The organism is Pseudomonas sp. Root562, assembly GCF_001427125.1.
Classification (GTDB): Bacteria; Pseudomonadota; Gammaproteobacteria; order Pseudomonadales; family Pseudomonadaceae; genus Aquipseudomonas.
On the sequence record NZ_LMGK01000006.1, the window covers coordinates 133,338 to 149,548 of the forward strand.

A 16,211-nucleotide genomic window follows, 5' to 3' on the forward strand; every position below is an offset into this window, starting at 1 on the left:
GTACTTCGAGAACATGCACATGGACGTTCGCCAATACGCTTTCCTCGCTCGTCAGTCGTCCGCCCGGGTGAAATCCCGTGATCGATTCTGGGGCATGCCCAAGCGCGGTCTGGCGTTTCTGTTGGCCAACGTCATGTTCTGGCAACCGATTTGGGCGCAGGCCGACGGCATCGTGGTGGCCAATCCCGGCACCAGTCTTGGTCAGGCAGGCAATGGCGTGCCGATCGTCAACATCGCCACGCCCAATGGCAGCGGTCTGTCGCATAACCAGTTCGTCGACTACAACGTCGGTGCTCAAGGCGTCATCCTCAACAACGGCTCGACTCAGACTTCGAGCACGCAGTTGGGCGGGATCATCATTGGCAACCCCAACCTGAAAAGCAGCGGCTCGGCGCAAACCATCCTCAACGAAGTGGTGGGCGGCAGTCCCAGCCAGTTGCGCGGTTACACCGAGGTGGCGGGGCAGTCGGCACGGGTGATCGTCGCCAACCCGTATGGCATCAGCTGCAACGGCTGCGGTTTCATCAACACTCCGCGTGTGACGTTAACCACCGGCAAACCAGTACTCGACGGCAACGGACGCCTGGATCGTTTTCAAGTGGATCAGGGCAGCGTTTCCATCGACGGTGCCGGGCTTAATGCCAATAACGTCGACCGCTTCGAAATCATCACCCGCAGCGCGAAAATCAACGCCGAGATTCAGGCGAAGAATCTGACCATCATCGCCGGTCGCAACGACGTCAACGCCGACAGCCTCAACACCACCGCCCGCGCCGATGACGGCAGTGCCAAGCCGCAACTGGCCATCGATTCGTCGGCGCTGGGCGGTATGTACGCCGGGGCGATCAAGTTGGTGGGCACCGAGGCCGGTGTCGGGGTGAAACTGGCCGGCAACCTGGCGGCCAGTGGCGGTGATATTCAGATCGATGCCAATGGGCATCTGAGCCTGGCGCAGACTGCTGCCACGAACGCGGTCAATGTAAGAGCCGCCAGCCTGGACGCCCAGGGGCCGGTCTACGGTAACGCCGTCAATGTGCAGACTCAGGGCAATCTGGCCGTGCAGCAAAGCGTTGCTGCTCGGGACAGTATCAGCCTGAGTGCCGGTGGTGTGCTGACCAGCAACGGAGTCATCGAGGCCGGGGTCAATTCCGATAACAGTCGCAATGGCAATGGTGATGTCAGCCTCAGCGCGCAGACGCTGAACAACAGCGGTAAAAGCGTGATTGCCAGTCGTAATCTGACGGTGACGACTGCGCAGACCTTGAGCAATCAGGGTGGCACCCTCAGTGGAAAAAACACGACGATCAGCGCCGGCACCCTGGACAACCAGAACAATGGTCGATTGCTGGGCAACACCAACCTGAATCTGACGGCCGGTCAGGTGTTGAACGCCCGTGGCGTGATCAACAGCGCCGGCAATCTCACGGGCAACATCGGGCGACTGGTCAACAGTAACGGCGAACTGACCAGCCAGTTGGATACCGTACTGACGGTGACGTCGCTGGATAACGTCGCCGGCCTGATGATGGCGGGCCGTTTGCTCGACATCACAGCCCTCGGCACTCTCAACAACAGCGCGGGGAAGATTGCTTCCAAGCAATCGTTGAATGTGCGTGCGCAAAATCTCGACAACCGCAACGGCGGCCTGATCACTGCTGCGGGAAAGATGAACCTCACGGCCAATGAAGTCGCAAACATTGCGGGGCGTATTTCCGGCAAGGGCGATATCGAGGCGAACATCGCCACCCTGAATCAATCGGCTGGCGAGTTAGTGGCCGAAGGCAATCTGTTGCTGACCGGCAACGTACTGGATAACCGCCAGGATGGCCTCGTCGCGTCGCTCAAAACACTGACCCTGAACGTCGGGCAGATCGATAACCGTGGCGGGTCACTCTCCAGCCAATCGGGGCTGCTGGTCAAAGGGGCAAGGCTGGACAACAGTACTAGTGGCAAGGTGTTGTCGGACACCATGTTGAGCCTGAAAGTCGACCAAATCATCAATGACACGTCCGGCCTGATCTTCAGCAAAGGGGCAAGCACGCTCACCGGTATCGGCCTGAGCAACCGTGGCGGCAAGATCGTCAGTCAAGCCAGCCTTGACTTTGCTTTCGATGGGGTGGTGAACAATCAGCAGGGCCTGATCAACAGCGAAGGCCAGTTGACCCTGAACACCGGCAGCCTCGACAACCGTTTGGGCAAACTGTCGAGTCTCGAAGACATGGCGTTGACCACTGTTGGCGCCGCTTTGAATCAGGGCGGCCTGATCGCCACACAAAAAGGTCTGGCACTGGGAAGTGGCAGCCTCGACAACAGCGTTAACGGCGTCATCAGCGCCAAGGCTGATTCGACGCTGGTCACCGGCGATTTCAACAATAGCAGCGGCGGTAGTCTGGCGACCGATGGTGCCCTGAACGTCACGGCCGGGCACCTGAATAACTCCGCCGGGCAAATCGGCAGCCAGCAGCAGCTTGATCTTTCCCTCGCGTCGCTTGAGCAGGATGGTGGCGAACTGTTCAGCAACAACGACCTCAGCCTGGACATGAACAATGGTCTGCTGAACAACCAGCGCGGCAGCATCCATACGCCGGGCCAGTTGCTTCTGAAAAACCTGAACGAGGTGAACAACAGCGCGGGTGAAATTTCCGGTGCCAAGGCCTGGAGCCTGAACGCGCAAAGCCTGAACAACGATGGCGGCAAACTGCTCAGCAATGAAAAGCTCGGTTTTGTCATCGACCGGGCACTGAGCAACGTCAAAGGCCTGATTGCCGCCGCCAGCCTGGACAGTCGCAGCGCCAGCCTGAACAACGCCGATGGCGATATTCGCGTTCGGGGCGGCGCCGATCTGCGGGTGACCGACGACTTCGACAATCGGGGCGGTATTGTCATTGCCGATGATGAGCTGTTCATCAAGGCCACGCGCCTGGACAACCGCGACGAAGGTCTGGTCGGTGCCATGCAGGCGCTGAATCTGACGGTCGACCGCCTCGACAACCGCAATGGCGAACTGTCGAGCAAGGTCGATGTGAACCTCATCGGTGATTACCTCGACAACAGCGACAGCGGCTTCATCCTCGCCGGTGGCAATCTCGCGCTGACGGTGGGGCAGGTGATCAACCGCAACAACGGCCTGATATCCGGTGACGCCGGGCTCACGCTGACCGGGGATAGCCTGGAAAACAGCGGCCGCCTGATCACGCAAAACGATCTGGCGATCACGCTTTCAGCGGATCTGGACAACCAAAAGGGCAGTCTCGTCAGCGAAGGTGCATTGGTCATCGATGCCGAACGCCTCGACAACGACGCTGGTACGGTCTCCAGTGCCAAGGCGCTTGTTATCAATACGCGGGGAGAGGTCAGCAACCAGGGCGGCAAACTGCTGACCGACTCGACACTCACCCTCGACAGCAGCGCGCTGGATAACCAGGCAAAGGGTGTACTCAGCAGCAAGGGCGACCTGAGCATCACCACGGGAGTACTCAACAACAGCCAGGCAAGCATTTACTCCGCCGGTCAGTTGAGTCTCAAAGCCGGGCAGCTGACCAACACCGGTGGCAGCCTCGGTGCAGGCACTTCGCTGCTGGCCGATGTCAGTGGCCTCGATCAGCAGGGCGGCAAACTGTTCAGCAAAGGTGATCTGAGCCTGGATCTGAAGGGCGGAACGCTGAACAACCAGGACGGCTTCATCAGTGCGCCCGGTCAACTGCTGCTGAAAAACCTGGCTGACGTGAACAACCGCGGCGGGGAAATTTCCAGCGAGCTGGGGTTCGAGCTGATTGCTGATCAACTGGACAACAGCGCAGGTCAGTTGCTGAGCAACCAGAAGCTGACCCTGCAAATCGAAAACGCACTGACCTCGATCAAAGGCAAGATTGCCGCAGCCGCGTTGCAGGTCCGCGCGTCGAGCCTGGATAACAGTGGCGGTGTCCTGCTCAGTGATGGCGATCTCAATGTGACCTTCGATGATCTGTTGACCAATCGGGACAATGGCATCATCAAGGCCGCGCAACAACTGAACCTCAACAGCAACGGCCTGGACAATCAGGGCGGTACGCTGCTCGGTGGTTCCGGCATCGCCATTGATCTGGGCGTGACACTGGGGGACCTGAACAACCAGCAAGGCTTGATCAATACAAAAGGTGAGTTGAGCATCGCCCACCTGCGTGACCTGGATAACCGCAATGGCGAAATTTCCAGCCTCACCAGTTTCAGCCTGGCCGGCAACATTCTGGACAACCGCGGTGGCAATCTGATCAGCAACGATCAATTGCAGCTCGCCGCCGCCGAAGTGAGAAACCAGGGCGGACTGGTGTCCGGGTGGAATGGCGTAACGGTCTCCGGCGGCACGCTCGACAACAGCCAGGAAGGCACGATCTCCAGTTTGTTGGGCAACCTGGGCATCGATCTGAGTGGCGCGCTGGTCAACCACACCAAAGGCGGGTTGGCCGGCAAGGGCGAGCTGAGCATCAAGGCGGCCAGCCTCGATAACAGCAACGGCATTGTCACCAGCGGCGGCAAGCAGACGCTGACGATCTCCAACGGCACCATCACCAACACCTCAGGTGGCCTTATCGAAAGCAGCGACACGCTGGATATCCATGCGGCGACGCTGAACAACGCAGCTGGCCAGATTACTGCCAAAAAGGCGATGTCCTTCACCGGTACGCAACTGGACAACACCGGTGGCAGCCTGGTCGGCGAGGACAGCGTAACCCTCGATTTGCTGGGTGCCCTGACCAACATCAACGGTGCACTTGGCAGCCGCGGTCCGCTATTGGTCAAGAGGGCGAGTAGCGTCGATAACCGAGGCGGCCAACTGATCAGCCAGTCCCTGTTGAGCCTGTTGACTTCCGGCGACCTGAACAATGGTCAGGGCGGCACCCTGTCGGCCAGTGGGCAGTTGGATCTCACCGCAGACGGCACTGTTTACAACGACGTCGATGGTTTGATTTCCAGTCGTGATGCCGGGGTTTCCATAACGGCCGCCGCGCTGAACAACGCCAGCGGCGCCGTGCAAAGCTGGGGCTTGCTGAGTGTCGAGGCGGGCAACGGCGCGATTGATAACCAGGGCGGCAAACTCATCGCCCAGACCGGCGATCTTAATATCAATGCGGCCAGCCTCGACAATCGTGGCGGCATGCTGTCGAGCCTTAAGGGACTGGTGCAAGCCCGCCTTGACGGTGTTTTGCGCAACAGCCAGGGCGGCAAGCTAGAAGGCAGCCGGCTCGACTTGCGAGCGCTGGGCGGGATCTACAGTGACGGGGGACGCATAGCCGCCAACACCGGCGACATTCTGCTCAACGCGGGCGGCAACACAGTCGACAACAGCAACGGCGGGATCTTCGCCAAAGGTCAGGTCGCCGTCGTCGGCGGCTCGATGAACAATAACGCCGGACAGGTCAGCGGCAACGGCATCGATCTGGGGCTGAGCGGCAATCTTGCCAACCGTGGCGGCCTGGTCGAAAGCGCCGACACCCTGGCCGTGCGTGCCGCCAACCTCGACAATCAGGGCGGCAAACTGCGGGCATTGGGCACCAGCGGCAAAACCGACTTCCAGATCGGCAGTCAGTTCGATAACCGCAATGGGCTGGTGGAAACCGCCAATCAGCAACTGACAATTGCGACGCCTGGCCTGCTCAATGCCGGCGGCTCTGTAACCCATGTTGGCACCGGCCTGTTCGACATCTCGACCGCCAACGTCATGAACGCTGGCGGCGCTCTGATCACTCGCGGTGACCTGAACCTGAACGCCAACAGCTGGACCAACAGCAGCGTGATTCAGGCGGGTCGTCTGACGGTGAACGTCAACAACTTCAACCAGACCGCCAGCGGCCAGTTGCTCGCGTCGAACCAGCTTGTAGGGCGGGGTGTGAACTGGAACAACGACGGGTTGATCGCCAGTGATGGCAGCCTCGATATCCAGTTGAGCGGCGGCTATGGCGGCAGTGGCCGCATGAGCAGTCTCGGCGACATGCAGGTCGACGCGTCCAGCATCACCCTCAACAGCGCCGCTAGCATTGCCGGCGGTGGCAACACGAGCGTGGGCGCTCGTGGCGGGTTGTCGGTACTGAACAACTTTGGGCGCCTGAGCGCGAGCAACAACCTGAATCTCAATGCCGGTGCCGTTAACAACTATGGCACGTTGGCGGGCGGGACGAGTTTGAAGCTCAGCGCATCGTCATTGCTGAACGATCAAGGTGGTTTCCTGTTCAGTGGCGGCGATATGAAGCTTCGGGGGGGTAGCTTCAGTAACAGGAATTCCGATGTTTACAGCCTCGGCGCTATTGATATTGCCCGGGATGATGCGGGTAGCCGGGCGGGGTTGGTGGAGAACCTTTCCGGGACGATGGAGAGCGTTGGCAACTTCTCGATTCGGTCTGATTCGATTGTCAATCGCAGGGATCAGTTCAAGACTGTTTCGGAGATGTATTCGGCGGATATTGGGGTTCGTTGTTATGAGTGTGATGAGCTTCCTTTCAGCTGGGCTGAGATGGATTCACATCCGATTGCTTCCCACCTGGTCTGGGAGCAGAAGTTCAGAGTCAGCATTCTGGAAGGGGAAAGTTCCAAGGCGGCTTCCATCACGTCGGGTAGCAATTTTGACGTGACTGGAGGTTCATTCCTGAACTCGAACTCTTCAGTCGCGGCTTCCGGAAACATCACCATCAATGTCGCCAGTTTCGAGAACTCCGGGACTGCCACGGGGGACTATGTTTCCCGTAAGTACGTCACGGGTGGGCAAAATCTTGATCAATGGAGTCAGATCGTCGCGTACAACATGTACAACGACGCTGATTACAATCGGGACCTGCGTTTCTGGAACGCCAATGAAGTTGAGTCACGGGTCACTACGCAGGTCGTTCGATACGGGGCCAAGGGGGAGCAAGATAACTGGTTCCAGCGTTTTGGTCCCGTCTTGCTTGGTTTGTACAAACAGTCATATGCCGTCGATTTTGGCGACTCCCTGTACGCGAGCGGTGCCAGAACCGACGCCCCCGACTTCATAAAAAACGCCGTCTTCAGCGAAAAAATCATCGCTTCTGACCCATCCGGATTTGCATCGGCAATCATCCAGGCCGCCGGCAACGTCACCATCAATGCCGTCAACAAGATCACCAACGGTGTTGAGCGCGCCTACAGTTCGGGCATCTCCGGTACTTCGCGCAATGCTGGCACCGGGGCCACCGGCACTGGCAAAACCACGATCATCAACCTCAACAGCCAGCTTCCACCGGATCTCGCCCAGCAACAGGTCAACCCGCTGACCTTGCCCGGCTTCAGCCTGCCGGTGGGCGACAACGGATTGTTCCGTCTGAGCGGTAAAGACGGTACCCATCCTGGCGTTGTAACGAACCCACCTCGGACCATCGCCTCCCTTTCCGGCGATGCGACCCAGCGCTCGGATGCCGCGCCCGTCAGGGACGCCACCGAGTTGCAGTTCGACGACAACGACCCGGTGTCGGTCAGAGATCGTGAGCTGGCATTGGCCGGCAACCCATCCCTGAACCTCAACAACAAAACTGCGCAGGTGAATGCCGATGGCGTGCAACTGCCCGACCGGGGCAACGTCCTGATCAATGCGCCGCGCGTACAGGGCCTGCCCGATACCAGCGTGCGCAGCAACCCTCACAAATACCTGATCGAGACCAACCCGGTACTGACCGAACTCAAGCAGTTCATGAGCTCCGATTACCTGCTGGCCAACCTCGGCTACGACCCCGACACCAGTGCCAAGCGCCTGGGTGACGGTTTCTTCGAACAACGGTTGATCCAGCAGGCCGTGGTCGAGCGTACTGGACAGCGTTTCATCGATGGCCAGACCTCTGACGAGGCCATGTTCAAGTACCTGATGAACAACGCCATCGCCAGCAAGGACGAACTGAACCTGTCCGTAGGCGTGACCCTGACGGCCCAGCAAGTCGCGGCCCTGACCCACGACATCGTCTGGCTCGAAGAGCACGAGGTGAACGGCGAGAAGGTTCTCGTGCCGGTGTTGTACCTGGCCCAGGCCGACAACCGCCTGGCGCCCAATGGCGCGTTGATTCAGGGGCGCGATGTAACGCTCATCGCAGGGCAGGATCTGAACAACGCAGGGACCTTGCGGGCGACCAACAACCTGGCGGCATCTGCCGGGCAAGACCTGACAAACAGCGGCCTGATCGAAGGCGGGAATCGTCTCGACTTGCTGGCAGGCAACAACATCATCAACCAATCGGGCGGCGTGATCGCCGGACGCGACGTCACCCTGAGTGCCCTTACCGGCGATGTCATCAACGAACGCACCGTCACCCGCACAGGCTTCAGCAACCAGGGCTACACCCAACAGCGCGACTACCTAGACAGCGCCGCGCGCATCGAAGCCGCCAACGACCTGACTATTGGCGCGGGCAGGGACGTGCTGAACAAAGGCAGCGTCATCAGTAGCGGTCGTGATACTGAAATCGAGGCTGGTCGCGACATCGGCATCGCCGCCGCTGAACAGCAGAGCAGCGACACCGGCGGAATACAAAAGAGTTCGATCACCCAGTTCGGTTCCAGCCTCGACGCCGGACGCGATATCTCACTGAGTGCTGGCCGCGACGTGAGCATCGTTGCCAGCGATCTCGAGGCCAAACGCAACATCATCCTGGCCGCCGAAGGCGATTTGACCGTGGCGTCGGCTGCCGACGAAACCCACTCCTACTACAAGACCAAGAAAGTCACCGCCCAGGAGGACCACATCAAACAAATCGCCAGCACCCTCACGGCTGGCGGCGATGTAGTGTTGAGCGCCGGTAACGACCTGGCGCTGATCTCCAGCCGGATTACGGCGGGGGACGAAGCGTATCTGGTGGCGGGCAACAACATCGAGTTGCTGGCGGCGCAGGACAGCGATTACTCACTGTACGACAAAAAGAAAAACGGCAGTTTCGGCCAAAAAGAAACCCGCCGAGATGAAATCACCAAGGTGACTCACGTTGGAAGTGAAATCACCACGGGCGGTGATTTGACGCTGGTCAGTGGTGGGGATCAGCGATATCAGGTGGCCAAGCTCAACAGCGGTAGTGACCTGGCCCTGCAGAGTGGTGGTGCGATCACGTTTGAGGGTGTGAAGGATCTGCACCAGGAGAGTCACGAGAAGAGCAGCAACAGTCTGGCGTGGACCAGTGCCAAGGGTAGGGGGAATACCGATGAGACGTTACGGCAGAGCGAGCTTGTCGCGCAGGGTAACCTGGCGATCAAGGCAGTCGATGGCCTGAACATCGACATCAAACAGATTGATCAAAAGTCAGTCAGCGAGACCATCGACGCCATGGTGCAGGCTGATCCGCAGCTCGCGTGGCTCAAAGAGGCTGAACAGCGCGGGGATGTGGATTGGCGCAAGGTTCAGGAGGTGCACGAGAGCTTCAAGTACAGCCATTCTGGACTGGGCCAAGGGGCAATGCTGGCAATCATGATCATCGTCACGGCCTTGACGGCTGGCGCCGCTAGTGCCGCGATTGGAACAGCGGCCAACGCGGCGGCAGCTTCCGGTACTGCCATGGCCGCTGCCGGAACTACAGCTGCAGGGACAGCTGTCGCGGCAGGCTGGGGAAATGTGGCTCTAACGGCAGTGGTCACTTCGGCGGCCAGTGGGGCGGCGATCAGTACGATTAACAACAAGGGTGATCTTGGAGCGGTCATTAAAGACGTGACTTCCAGCGACAGCCTGAAAGGTTATGTGATTGCAGGCGTTAGTGGTGGCATTGCTGGAGAAAATATTGCTGTACGCCTGGCTGTCAACTCGGCCCTTCAGACAGTTGCCAACGGTGGTAAATTTAAAGACAACTTGAGCCAAGCCGCAATCGGACTGGTCGCCGATATGATGGCTGGGGCCATCTATGGGCAAGTTGGTACCAGCCTGTTAGGAAGTGGTCTACCCACCAAAGTTGCCGTTCATGCCATCGTGGGTGGCTTGATCGGCGAAGCGGCTGGCGGTGATTTCGTTACTTCCGCGATGGCCGCCGGAGCCAACAAGGCTCTGATCGAGATGGTAGGGGACAAGATCTTCCCGGGCGTCGCCCACGAGCAAGTATTGGCGATGACTTCTCAGCTCTTGGGTATGACCGTTGCCGCAGCCGCGGGTGGGAGCGACAAGGATCAGCAAGTCGCGGGGTGGGTGGCACAGCAGGCTACGGTAAATAACTACCTGACTCACAAGGAGGTTGAGAGCTTAATCGAAGAGGCGAAAACCTGCGTCGCAAGCAACAGCTGTGATCAGGTTCGGAGTAAATTTGCCGATTTGAATGACGCAAACGAAAAACGTTTTGCGCTGTTTTGTCTGGACAATCCTCAAGGATGTGGATCTCCAGAGCTCCAAAAGTTTGTCGAGGATTACAACGACACGTACGACCTCCTTTCCAAAGCGCGAGCCTCTGACGATATACCTGCCGGGATGAAAAGTGTCCTGGCCACCACGCAGATGATGAACGCGGTTGCCAAGGTGCGATTGTTGGAAATGGGAGTCGCCTTGGGCCTAATCCAAGCCGGTAACGATGCTGCCGGGCAGGTTGGTATGAGTGTTGATTCCGAAAATGTAGGTGTTTTTGCCAAATGGGCAGCTATACTTTTTTGGGGTGGGAAGGGTGTTGGAGCAAAAGGGGGAGGAGCTGTTCCGAACCTTACTGAACGCGGTACGTTAACTAATGTTTTCCCAAATGACCCTGCTATCGCGCAGCGACCAATAAGGACTCTTGTTCAAGACTCATCTGGTCGTTACTGGCTGCAAACTCCAAGTGGCAGCAAGATAACGCCATCAGGATCATATGATTTTGTAACAATGCCTGATGGAACAGTTCGAGTCAGTAGACCAAATGTTAATGAAGCTTTTTCAACTCACCTTGGACTTAGCGGTGGAGGGGACGTCAAATATGCAGGTTCTATACGCTTTGGGAATAATGATGGTCCAAGTCGAGGGACAATAAGTCACTGGACTAATGCTTCTGGACATTACAAGCCGCCAGCATCGTTGAGTAGTAACTCCGGGCTGCCAGAAAATTTATTTAATCCGAAGTAGATTTGATATGGATGAGCGACAAAGGGCACTATGCGCACAGCTTGTTAAGATGAACTCTGATCAAGCTGCTGATTGGCTAATGACTAAGTATCCGATAGAGTCTGCTGATTGGGGAGAAGCATTGCTACTGATTCCCCATCGTACGTGGAAGCGGTCTGATCAAAAGCGATTAGCAAAATACTACTTTAGAAAATTACCTTTTTCTGGGCCAAGAGGGTATGAGTCTTTTGCGGCTATTATGTCTATAAAGTTATTGGTTGATTGTGTAGCGGAGGCTATTCCGGCAGAAGTATCAAGGGTTGAACTGTTGCTTTATTATTTGATTCCGATTTTAAATAGGGCGGCTAAAAATGACTCGGACCGCCAGTTAATTAGAGATTTTGTTATGGGGCTTTAGTTGGTTATTTGAAATGCTCAAAATATCCCCGGCACTGCCGGGGATATGAAAAAAGCGGAAAAAAGGGGACAGATTTGAATGGCACTTACTTAACATGTTTAGCATGCCCGTTTTTCCTGACCTCAGCCCTTGCTGACCGACGTGACTTGGTCAGCAAGGGGTAGGCCTGAGGTCTTCGTTTTATGGCTCGCGGTTCGATACGACCAGGTCGATTTCCAACGCGTCTTTGCGCTATCAACATCAGTAAGTTCGCCAGACCATCCTCGTCTTCAGGACTCCCATATTGTCGTAGCGCCAGCCATGGCTGAAGGCTGTGTTTGAAGCTCAGTTCGCGAGGCAAGCAGTCCGCTAACAAAGCCGATTGGGCCATGAGCATTCGGATCAGATTGTGGGCCAACAGATAGACCCATAACTCCTTCAAAACGGGGACAGATTTATTTTTTTCCATTTTTCTCCTTTGCTACGCTGAAAACCTCCATGGAAGGAGACTTGAAAAATGCCCAGAATGGGACGCCTCGTATTACCCAACTATCCGCACCACGTGGTGCAACGCGGTCATAATCGCCAAGTGGTATTTGCCGTCGCCGAGGATTATCAACGCTATCTGACGGATTTACGTGAACTCAAAGATGCATGGGGCGTAAAGGTCTACGCCTACTGTTTGATGACCAACCATGTTCATTTGTTGCTGGCTCCGGGTGACTCTGCTGGGCTGGGGCAGTTGATGAAAGCCTTGGCAGCGCGTGCGACGCGCTATCGCAATCGACTGGAAGGGCGTTCAGGCACTCTGTGGGAGAGTCAGTACAAATCCAGTGTGGTGCAGTCAGATTCCTACCTGCTTGCTTGTTGTCGTTACATTGAATTAAATCCAGTACGTGCTCGCATGGTGGCCGATGCGGTGGATTACCCATGGTCCAGCTATGGAGCCCGAATCAGTGACAGGCCTGATGACCATTGGCTGGATTTCGACCCATGCTTCACGGCTTTGGGTGACACGGCGATGGAGCGGCGCCATCAATACGAGCGGGTCATGCAGCAAGCTACTTCTGAGGAGGAGACCAGATTGATTCGGGACGCCTTGCAGCGTGGTCAACTGACGGGGACAAGCCGTTTTGTGGACGAGGTGGAGCGGATTGTGGGGCAGCGGATAGAGCTGCGTGGGCGAGGCCGACCAAGGAGCGGACTAGGGAAATAAATCTGTCCCCTTTTTTTGAACAGAGAGTAAAAAGGGGCACCCATTAGCCGGTCTCGAGTCAAGGCTAAAAGCCAACTTGCCCTGCAGCTTTTGTTGCAGGGTTTCTCCTATAACTAAACCCGACTGGTTGAACCCGTCGTATCCGTTTCCTCATCGTGGGCTACGGCCGAGTCGTGCCTGACACCCATGTGGATCAAGTGGTAGCGATACACCCAGCACCGCCCTGGCAGTCACCTGCTCCAGAGAAACGTTGGTGCCGCCAAATGTCCAAAAACGTGTCGCAGATCTGTGGCTCGTGCAAAAGCACCTCCAGTCTCGACGGGCTCATTTAGCAGACGACCCGGTTACAACAGCCGGTCGCCACTCAGATGGTTCACGCCCTGTCCCTTTTTGGTTGATCTGCTGGAAAGGCGTTCAGACACTCTGTCCGAACGCCTTGCGATAGCCATTTTCTGACCTCCCAAATCCCCCCATCTTCAGCCGCTTCCTGCAATCCTCCATGTCCTCATTGAAAACCCTCGGATTTCTGTGATTGCCTGATCAACCCCAACAAAATTTCTTCCGATGAACCCTCCCACTTGCTCGCAGTTATCAACTGGCGTAAACAATGCACGCACCGCGCAGGCGCAACTGTGCGGTTTATGCTGCGGATCAGGAGTGATAGACATCAAGGCGCTAAATCACATGTACGACCACACGACGAAGCGAGGCGGGCGTTGGTAGAGCGACGTCAGTTCAGCGGTGCGATGAAGGGCAAGAACCTTCGCTACCTCAATGAACAGGAAGGCCATTCAATTCGCGCCCGGGCAGGTTTTTTGCTGCTGGAGCATTTTTCGTTGCCCGCGTTTACCCAGGCACTCGATACGATTGTCACTGCGAACCTGCTGCGGCCAGAGCTGTTTTCCACCAAGACTTTCGGTTTGCGCGAAGGTGAAGTGATCAGCGATTTGGGGTTGGTGATCCGCCCGGATGCGCGCCTCGATCATGGGCAGATTATGCAGCTCGATCTGTTGGTGATTTGTGGCGGGTATCGAACGGCGCTCCAGGCTGACGACGTGCTGGTCAGTCTTTTGCAAGGGGCCGCCGAAGCAGGCGTGAAGCTGGCAGGGATCTGGAATGGCGCCTGGTTTGTCGGTCGAGCCGGTTTGCTGGACGGTTATCGCTGCGCGATCCACCCGGAGCATCGTCCCGCGCTGGCGGAAATCGCCAAACTCACCCAGGTCACCAGCGAAGCGTATGTGGTGGACCGCGATCGTCTGACGGCGTCCAGTCCCAACGGTGCGTTCTACATGGCGCTGGAATGGATCAGAGGTTTGCACGACAAGGCGCTGACCGACGGTATTGAAGACATACTGGCATTTGAAGCGTCGCGCTATCGACGCATCAAACCCAGCCTCAATGTCTCGGTCAGCGGCCCGTTGCGCGAGGTGGTCAACCTGATGGATGCCAACCTGGAAGAGCCTTTGGAGATGGAGACGCTTTGTCTGTATGCCGGTCGTTCGCGACGGCAGATCGAGCGACTGTTCAAAGAGCAGTTGGGTACGACACCGCAGCGCTATTACATGGATTTGCGCATCACCGAGGCACGCCGGTTGCTGCAGCACACGACCCTGACCATCGTCGAAGTCTCCGTCGCCTGTGGCTTCGTTTCACCGAGCCACTTCAGCAAGTGCTACAGCGCCTATTTCGGCTATCGACCGTCCAAGGAAACCCGGTTGGTGAAGTAACGGCTCGATGAATGATCGGCAATCACAGCGAGCCGATCATTTCGCCCCGAACAGCATCGTCCAGTAAACCCCTTCATCGCTGCGTGCGTCCGTCGCAAAGCCCGCACCCACTTGAGTGAACATCGGGTTCATCAGGTTGGCGCAATGCCCGGGGCTGGCGAGCCATCCGGCCATTGCCTTGTTCGCCGAGCCTTGGCCGGCTGCAATGTTTTCGCCGATCTGCCGACCACGGTAACCGGCGGCGCGCGCCCGGTCCGCAGGGGTGTCGCCATCGGGGTCGCGGTGGGCGAAGTAGTTACCGTAGGCCATCGCTTTACTGTGGCCTTGCGCGGCAGCCCCGAGACTTGCATCCCAGGACAACGGACGGGCCGCGGCGAAACGCTGGCGACCGCACAGCCGTGGTTTGGCCCGGGCGGCATTCACTTGCGCCAGCAAAGCTTTGCTAACGGCTCGCGGATCGGCCATTTGACTGTCGAGAACGGGACGGGCCAATACCACTTGCCACTCACCCCGACTGCGGCTCACACCGATGTCAGCGTACTGGCTATCGAGCAGTGCGGCGCAGTGATCATCCTGCAGCAGTTCAAACGCCTCTTCGGCATCCTGCGCACCCACCACGCGTATGGAGCGCACGGCGACAGCCTGGTAACCGGATGCCTTCAATCGATCGCGTAAACCGCCACCGTAACCCACCGGCAATGCCAGGTTTGACTTCAAGGCCAGCGGCGACAAGCGCTGGGCCGGTCGCCGCGAGCAGTCTCGCGGATGGGCACGGTAATCGTTGATGGCTTCCACCAGTTGTCGCTCCGCGCCGGCGTGGGCGGGAGGGGCGATCAAGGGCAGTAAAGTAACCAGACACAGCGAAGTGAAGCGCAAGGCGGAGGCGGTTTGGCGCATGGTGCGGACAGCTCTGAAGAGATGACAACGATAGGGAGGTGGGTTGAACGCCGATCTAAGACTGGGCTTGCGAAACAAGGTTCAAGGGACCGCTGCGCTTATTGGCTGCTGAAGCTTTCTGTCCGACGGACGCACTCGATGTTGGCGTTTGTTGCTATAACCCATCCCCCAGCGCCTTGAAGTACTCAGGGCTGTCGCTGATCGAATTGTGCCCCGTCCCCTTGATGATCTGCATCAATGCCACGCCCTTGGCGAAGTGGCTGTACAGCCGTTGCGTGCTGGAATTTGGAATCACTTCGTCATGTTCGGCGGCAATCAGCCGCGTCGGCACTGCGATGTGTGATGCGTAGCGCCAGGATTCGAATTTGTCCTGCAACAGCCACCGCACCGGGAACCATCGGAACTGACGGGCGGCGAGCTCTTCGAGGCTGTTGTAAGGCGTGACCAGCAGCAGGCGGGTGGCCGGTCGAGAACTGGCCAATCGCACCGCGACCCCTGACCCCAGGCTGCGGCCGACCACGATGATGTGCGGATGATCGGCATAGACCTTGTCGAACAAGGTCATGGCGTCGCGGGCAATGGCCTCCTCGGAGGGCGATCCACTGCTGCCGCCGTAGCCTCGGTAATGCATGAAGTACAGTGCATGGTCCGGGAAGGCCTCGGCGAAGCCGGGCAGGCTGCGGGAAACGTCTTCGGCATTGCCACCGAAATAAATCAGCGCCTTGGGACCGTCGTGCGAACGCACCGAAACCAGCACCTGCGCGTCATCGACGGGCAGCGTGAGCAATGTTTGCGCTGAACCAGCGGCGCGGGGTTGCGGGTAGTAGATGAGCGAGCGCTGAAACACGTACAGCGCTGCGCAAAGCGACAGGTACGCTGCGGCAAGGATGACAACGAGTAACACCAGGGTTCGGGACATTCGACTAACGTTAGTGGGCGGCATTGACGGCTCCGGGGTGCTGT

The 16,211-nt window shown here is 57.8% G+C and carries 6 protein-coding genes and 1 pseudogene; 4 read left to right on the top strand and 3 right to left on the bottom strand.

Going from position 1 to position 16,211, the window contains the following annotated elements:
* Positions 1 to 19: 19 nt before the first annotated feature.
* Both ASD60_RS07565 and ASD60_RS28055 read left to right on the top strand, forming a co-directional pair.
* Complete coding sequence (locus ASD60_RS07565; RefSeq protein WP_082557541.1) at positions 20 to 11,032, top strand: two-partner secretion domain-containing protein; 11,013 nt, start codon at positions 20 to 22, stop codon at positions 11,030 to 11,032.
* 49 nt (positions 11,033 to 11,081) lie between these two features.
* Entirely contained in the window at positions 11,082 to 11,429 is a 348-nt protein-coding gene (locus ASD60_RS28055) for a hypothetical protein (protein ID WP_236708420.1), read from the top strand.
* Between the two features lie 85 nt (positions 11,430 to 11,514).
* Here the strand turns inward: ASD60_RS28055 and ASD60_RS07570 are convergent.
* Positions 11,515 to 11,850, bottom strand: a pseudogene (locus ASD60_RS07570) (IS4 family transposase); the annotation flags it as partial.
* A 75-nt stretch (positions 11,851 to 11,925) separates the two neighbouring features.
* Between ASD60_RS07570 and ASD60_RS07575 the strand changes: the two are divergent.
* Both ASD60_RS07575 and ASD60_RS07580 read left to right on the top strand, forming a co-directional pair.
* Positions 11,926 to 12,624 carry a transposase gene (locus ASD60_RS07575; RefSeq protein ID WP_056853410.1) on the top strand — a complete coding sequence of 233 codons (699 nt, stop codon included), beginning with the start codon at positions 11,926 to 11,928 and terminating at the stop codon, positions 12,622 to 12,624.
* 716 nt (positions 12,625 to 13,340) lie between these two features.
* A complete protein-coding gene (locus ASD60_RS07580) occupies positions 13,341 to 14,351 on the top strand; it encodes a GlxA family transcriptional regulator (RefSeq protein ID WP_082557543.1) in 1,011 nt (336 codons plus the stop codon).
* A 36-nt stretch (positions 14,352 to 14,387) separates the two neighbouring features.
* Here the strand turns inward: ASD60_RS07580 and ASD60_RS07585 are convergent, their stop codons facing one another.
* Complete coding sequence (locus ASD60_RS07585) at positions 14,388 to 15,248, bottom strand: CAP domain-containing protein (protein WP_056853412.1); 861 nt, start codon at positions 15,246 to 15,248, stop codon at positions 14,388 to 14,390.
* 154 nt (positions 15,249 to 15,402) lie between these two features.
* Positions 15,403 to 16,191: an alpha/beta hydrolase gene (locus tag ASD60_RS07590; protein ID WP_056853413.1), complete on the bottom strand. Its 789-nt coding sequence runs from the start codon at positions 16,189 to 16,191 to the stop codon at positions 15,403 to 15,405.
* Between the last annotated feature and the right edge of the window lie 20 nt (positions 16,192 to 16,211).

Excerpts from the sequence above, each read along its gene's own strand:
- ASD60_RS07565 (WP_082557541.1), top strand. The coding sequence starts at position 20 with ATGGACGTTCGCCAATACGCTTTCCTCGCTCGTCAGTCGTCCGCCCGG.
- ASD60_RS28055 (WP_236708420.1), top strand. The coding sequence starts at position 11,082 with ATGAACTCTGATCAAGCTGCTGATTGGCTAATGACTAAGTATCCGATA.
- ASD60_RS07575 (WP_056853410.1), top strand. The coding sequence starts at position 11,926 with ATGCCCAGAATGGGACGCCTCGTATTACCCAACTATCCGCACCACGTG.
- ASD60_RS07585 (WP_056853412.1), bottom strand. The coding sequence starts at position 15,248 with ATGCGCCAAACCGCCTCCGCCTTGCGCTTCACTTCGCTGTGTCTGGTT.
- ASD60_RS07590 (WP_056853413.1), bottom strand. The coding sequence starts at position 16,191 with ATGCCGCCCACTAACGTTAGTCGAATGTCCCGAACCCTGGTGTTACTC.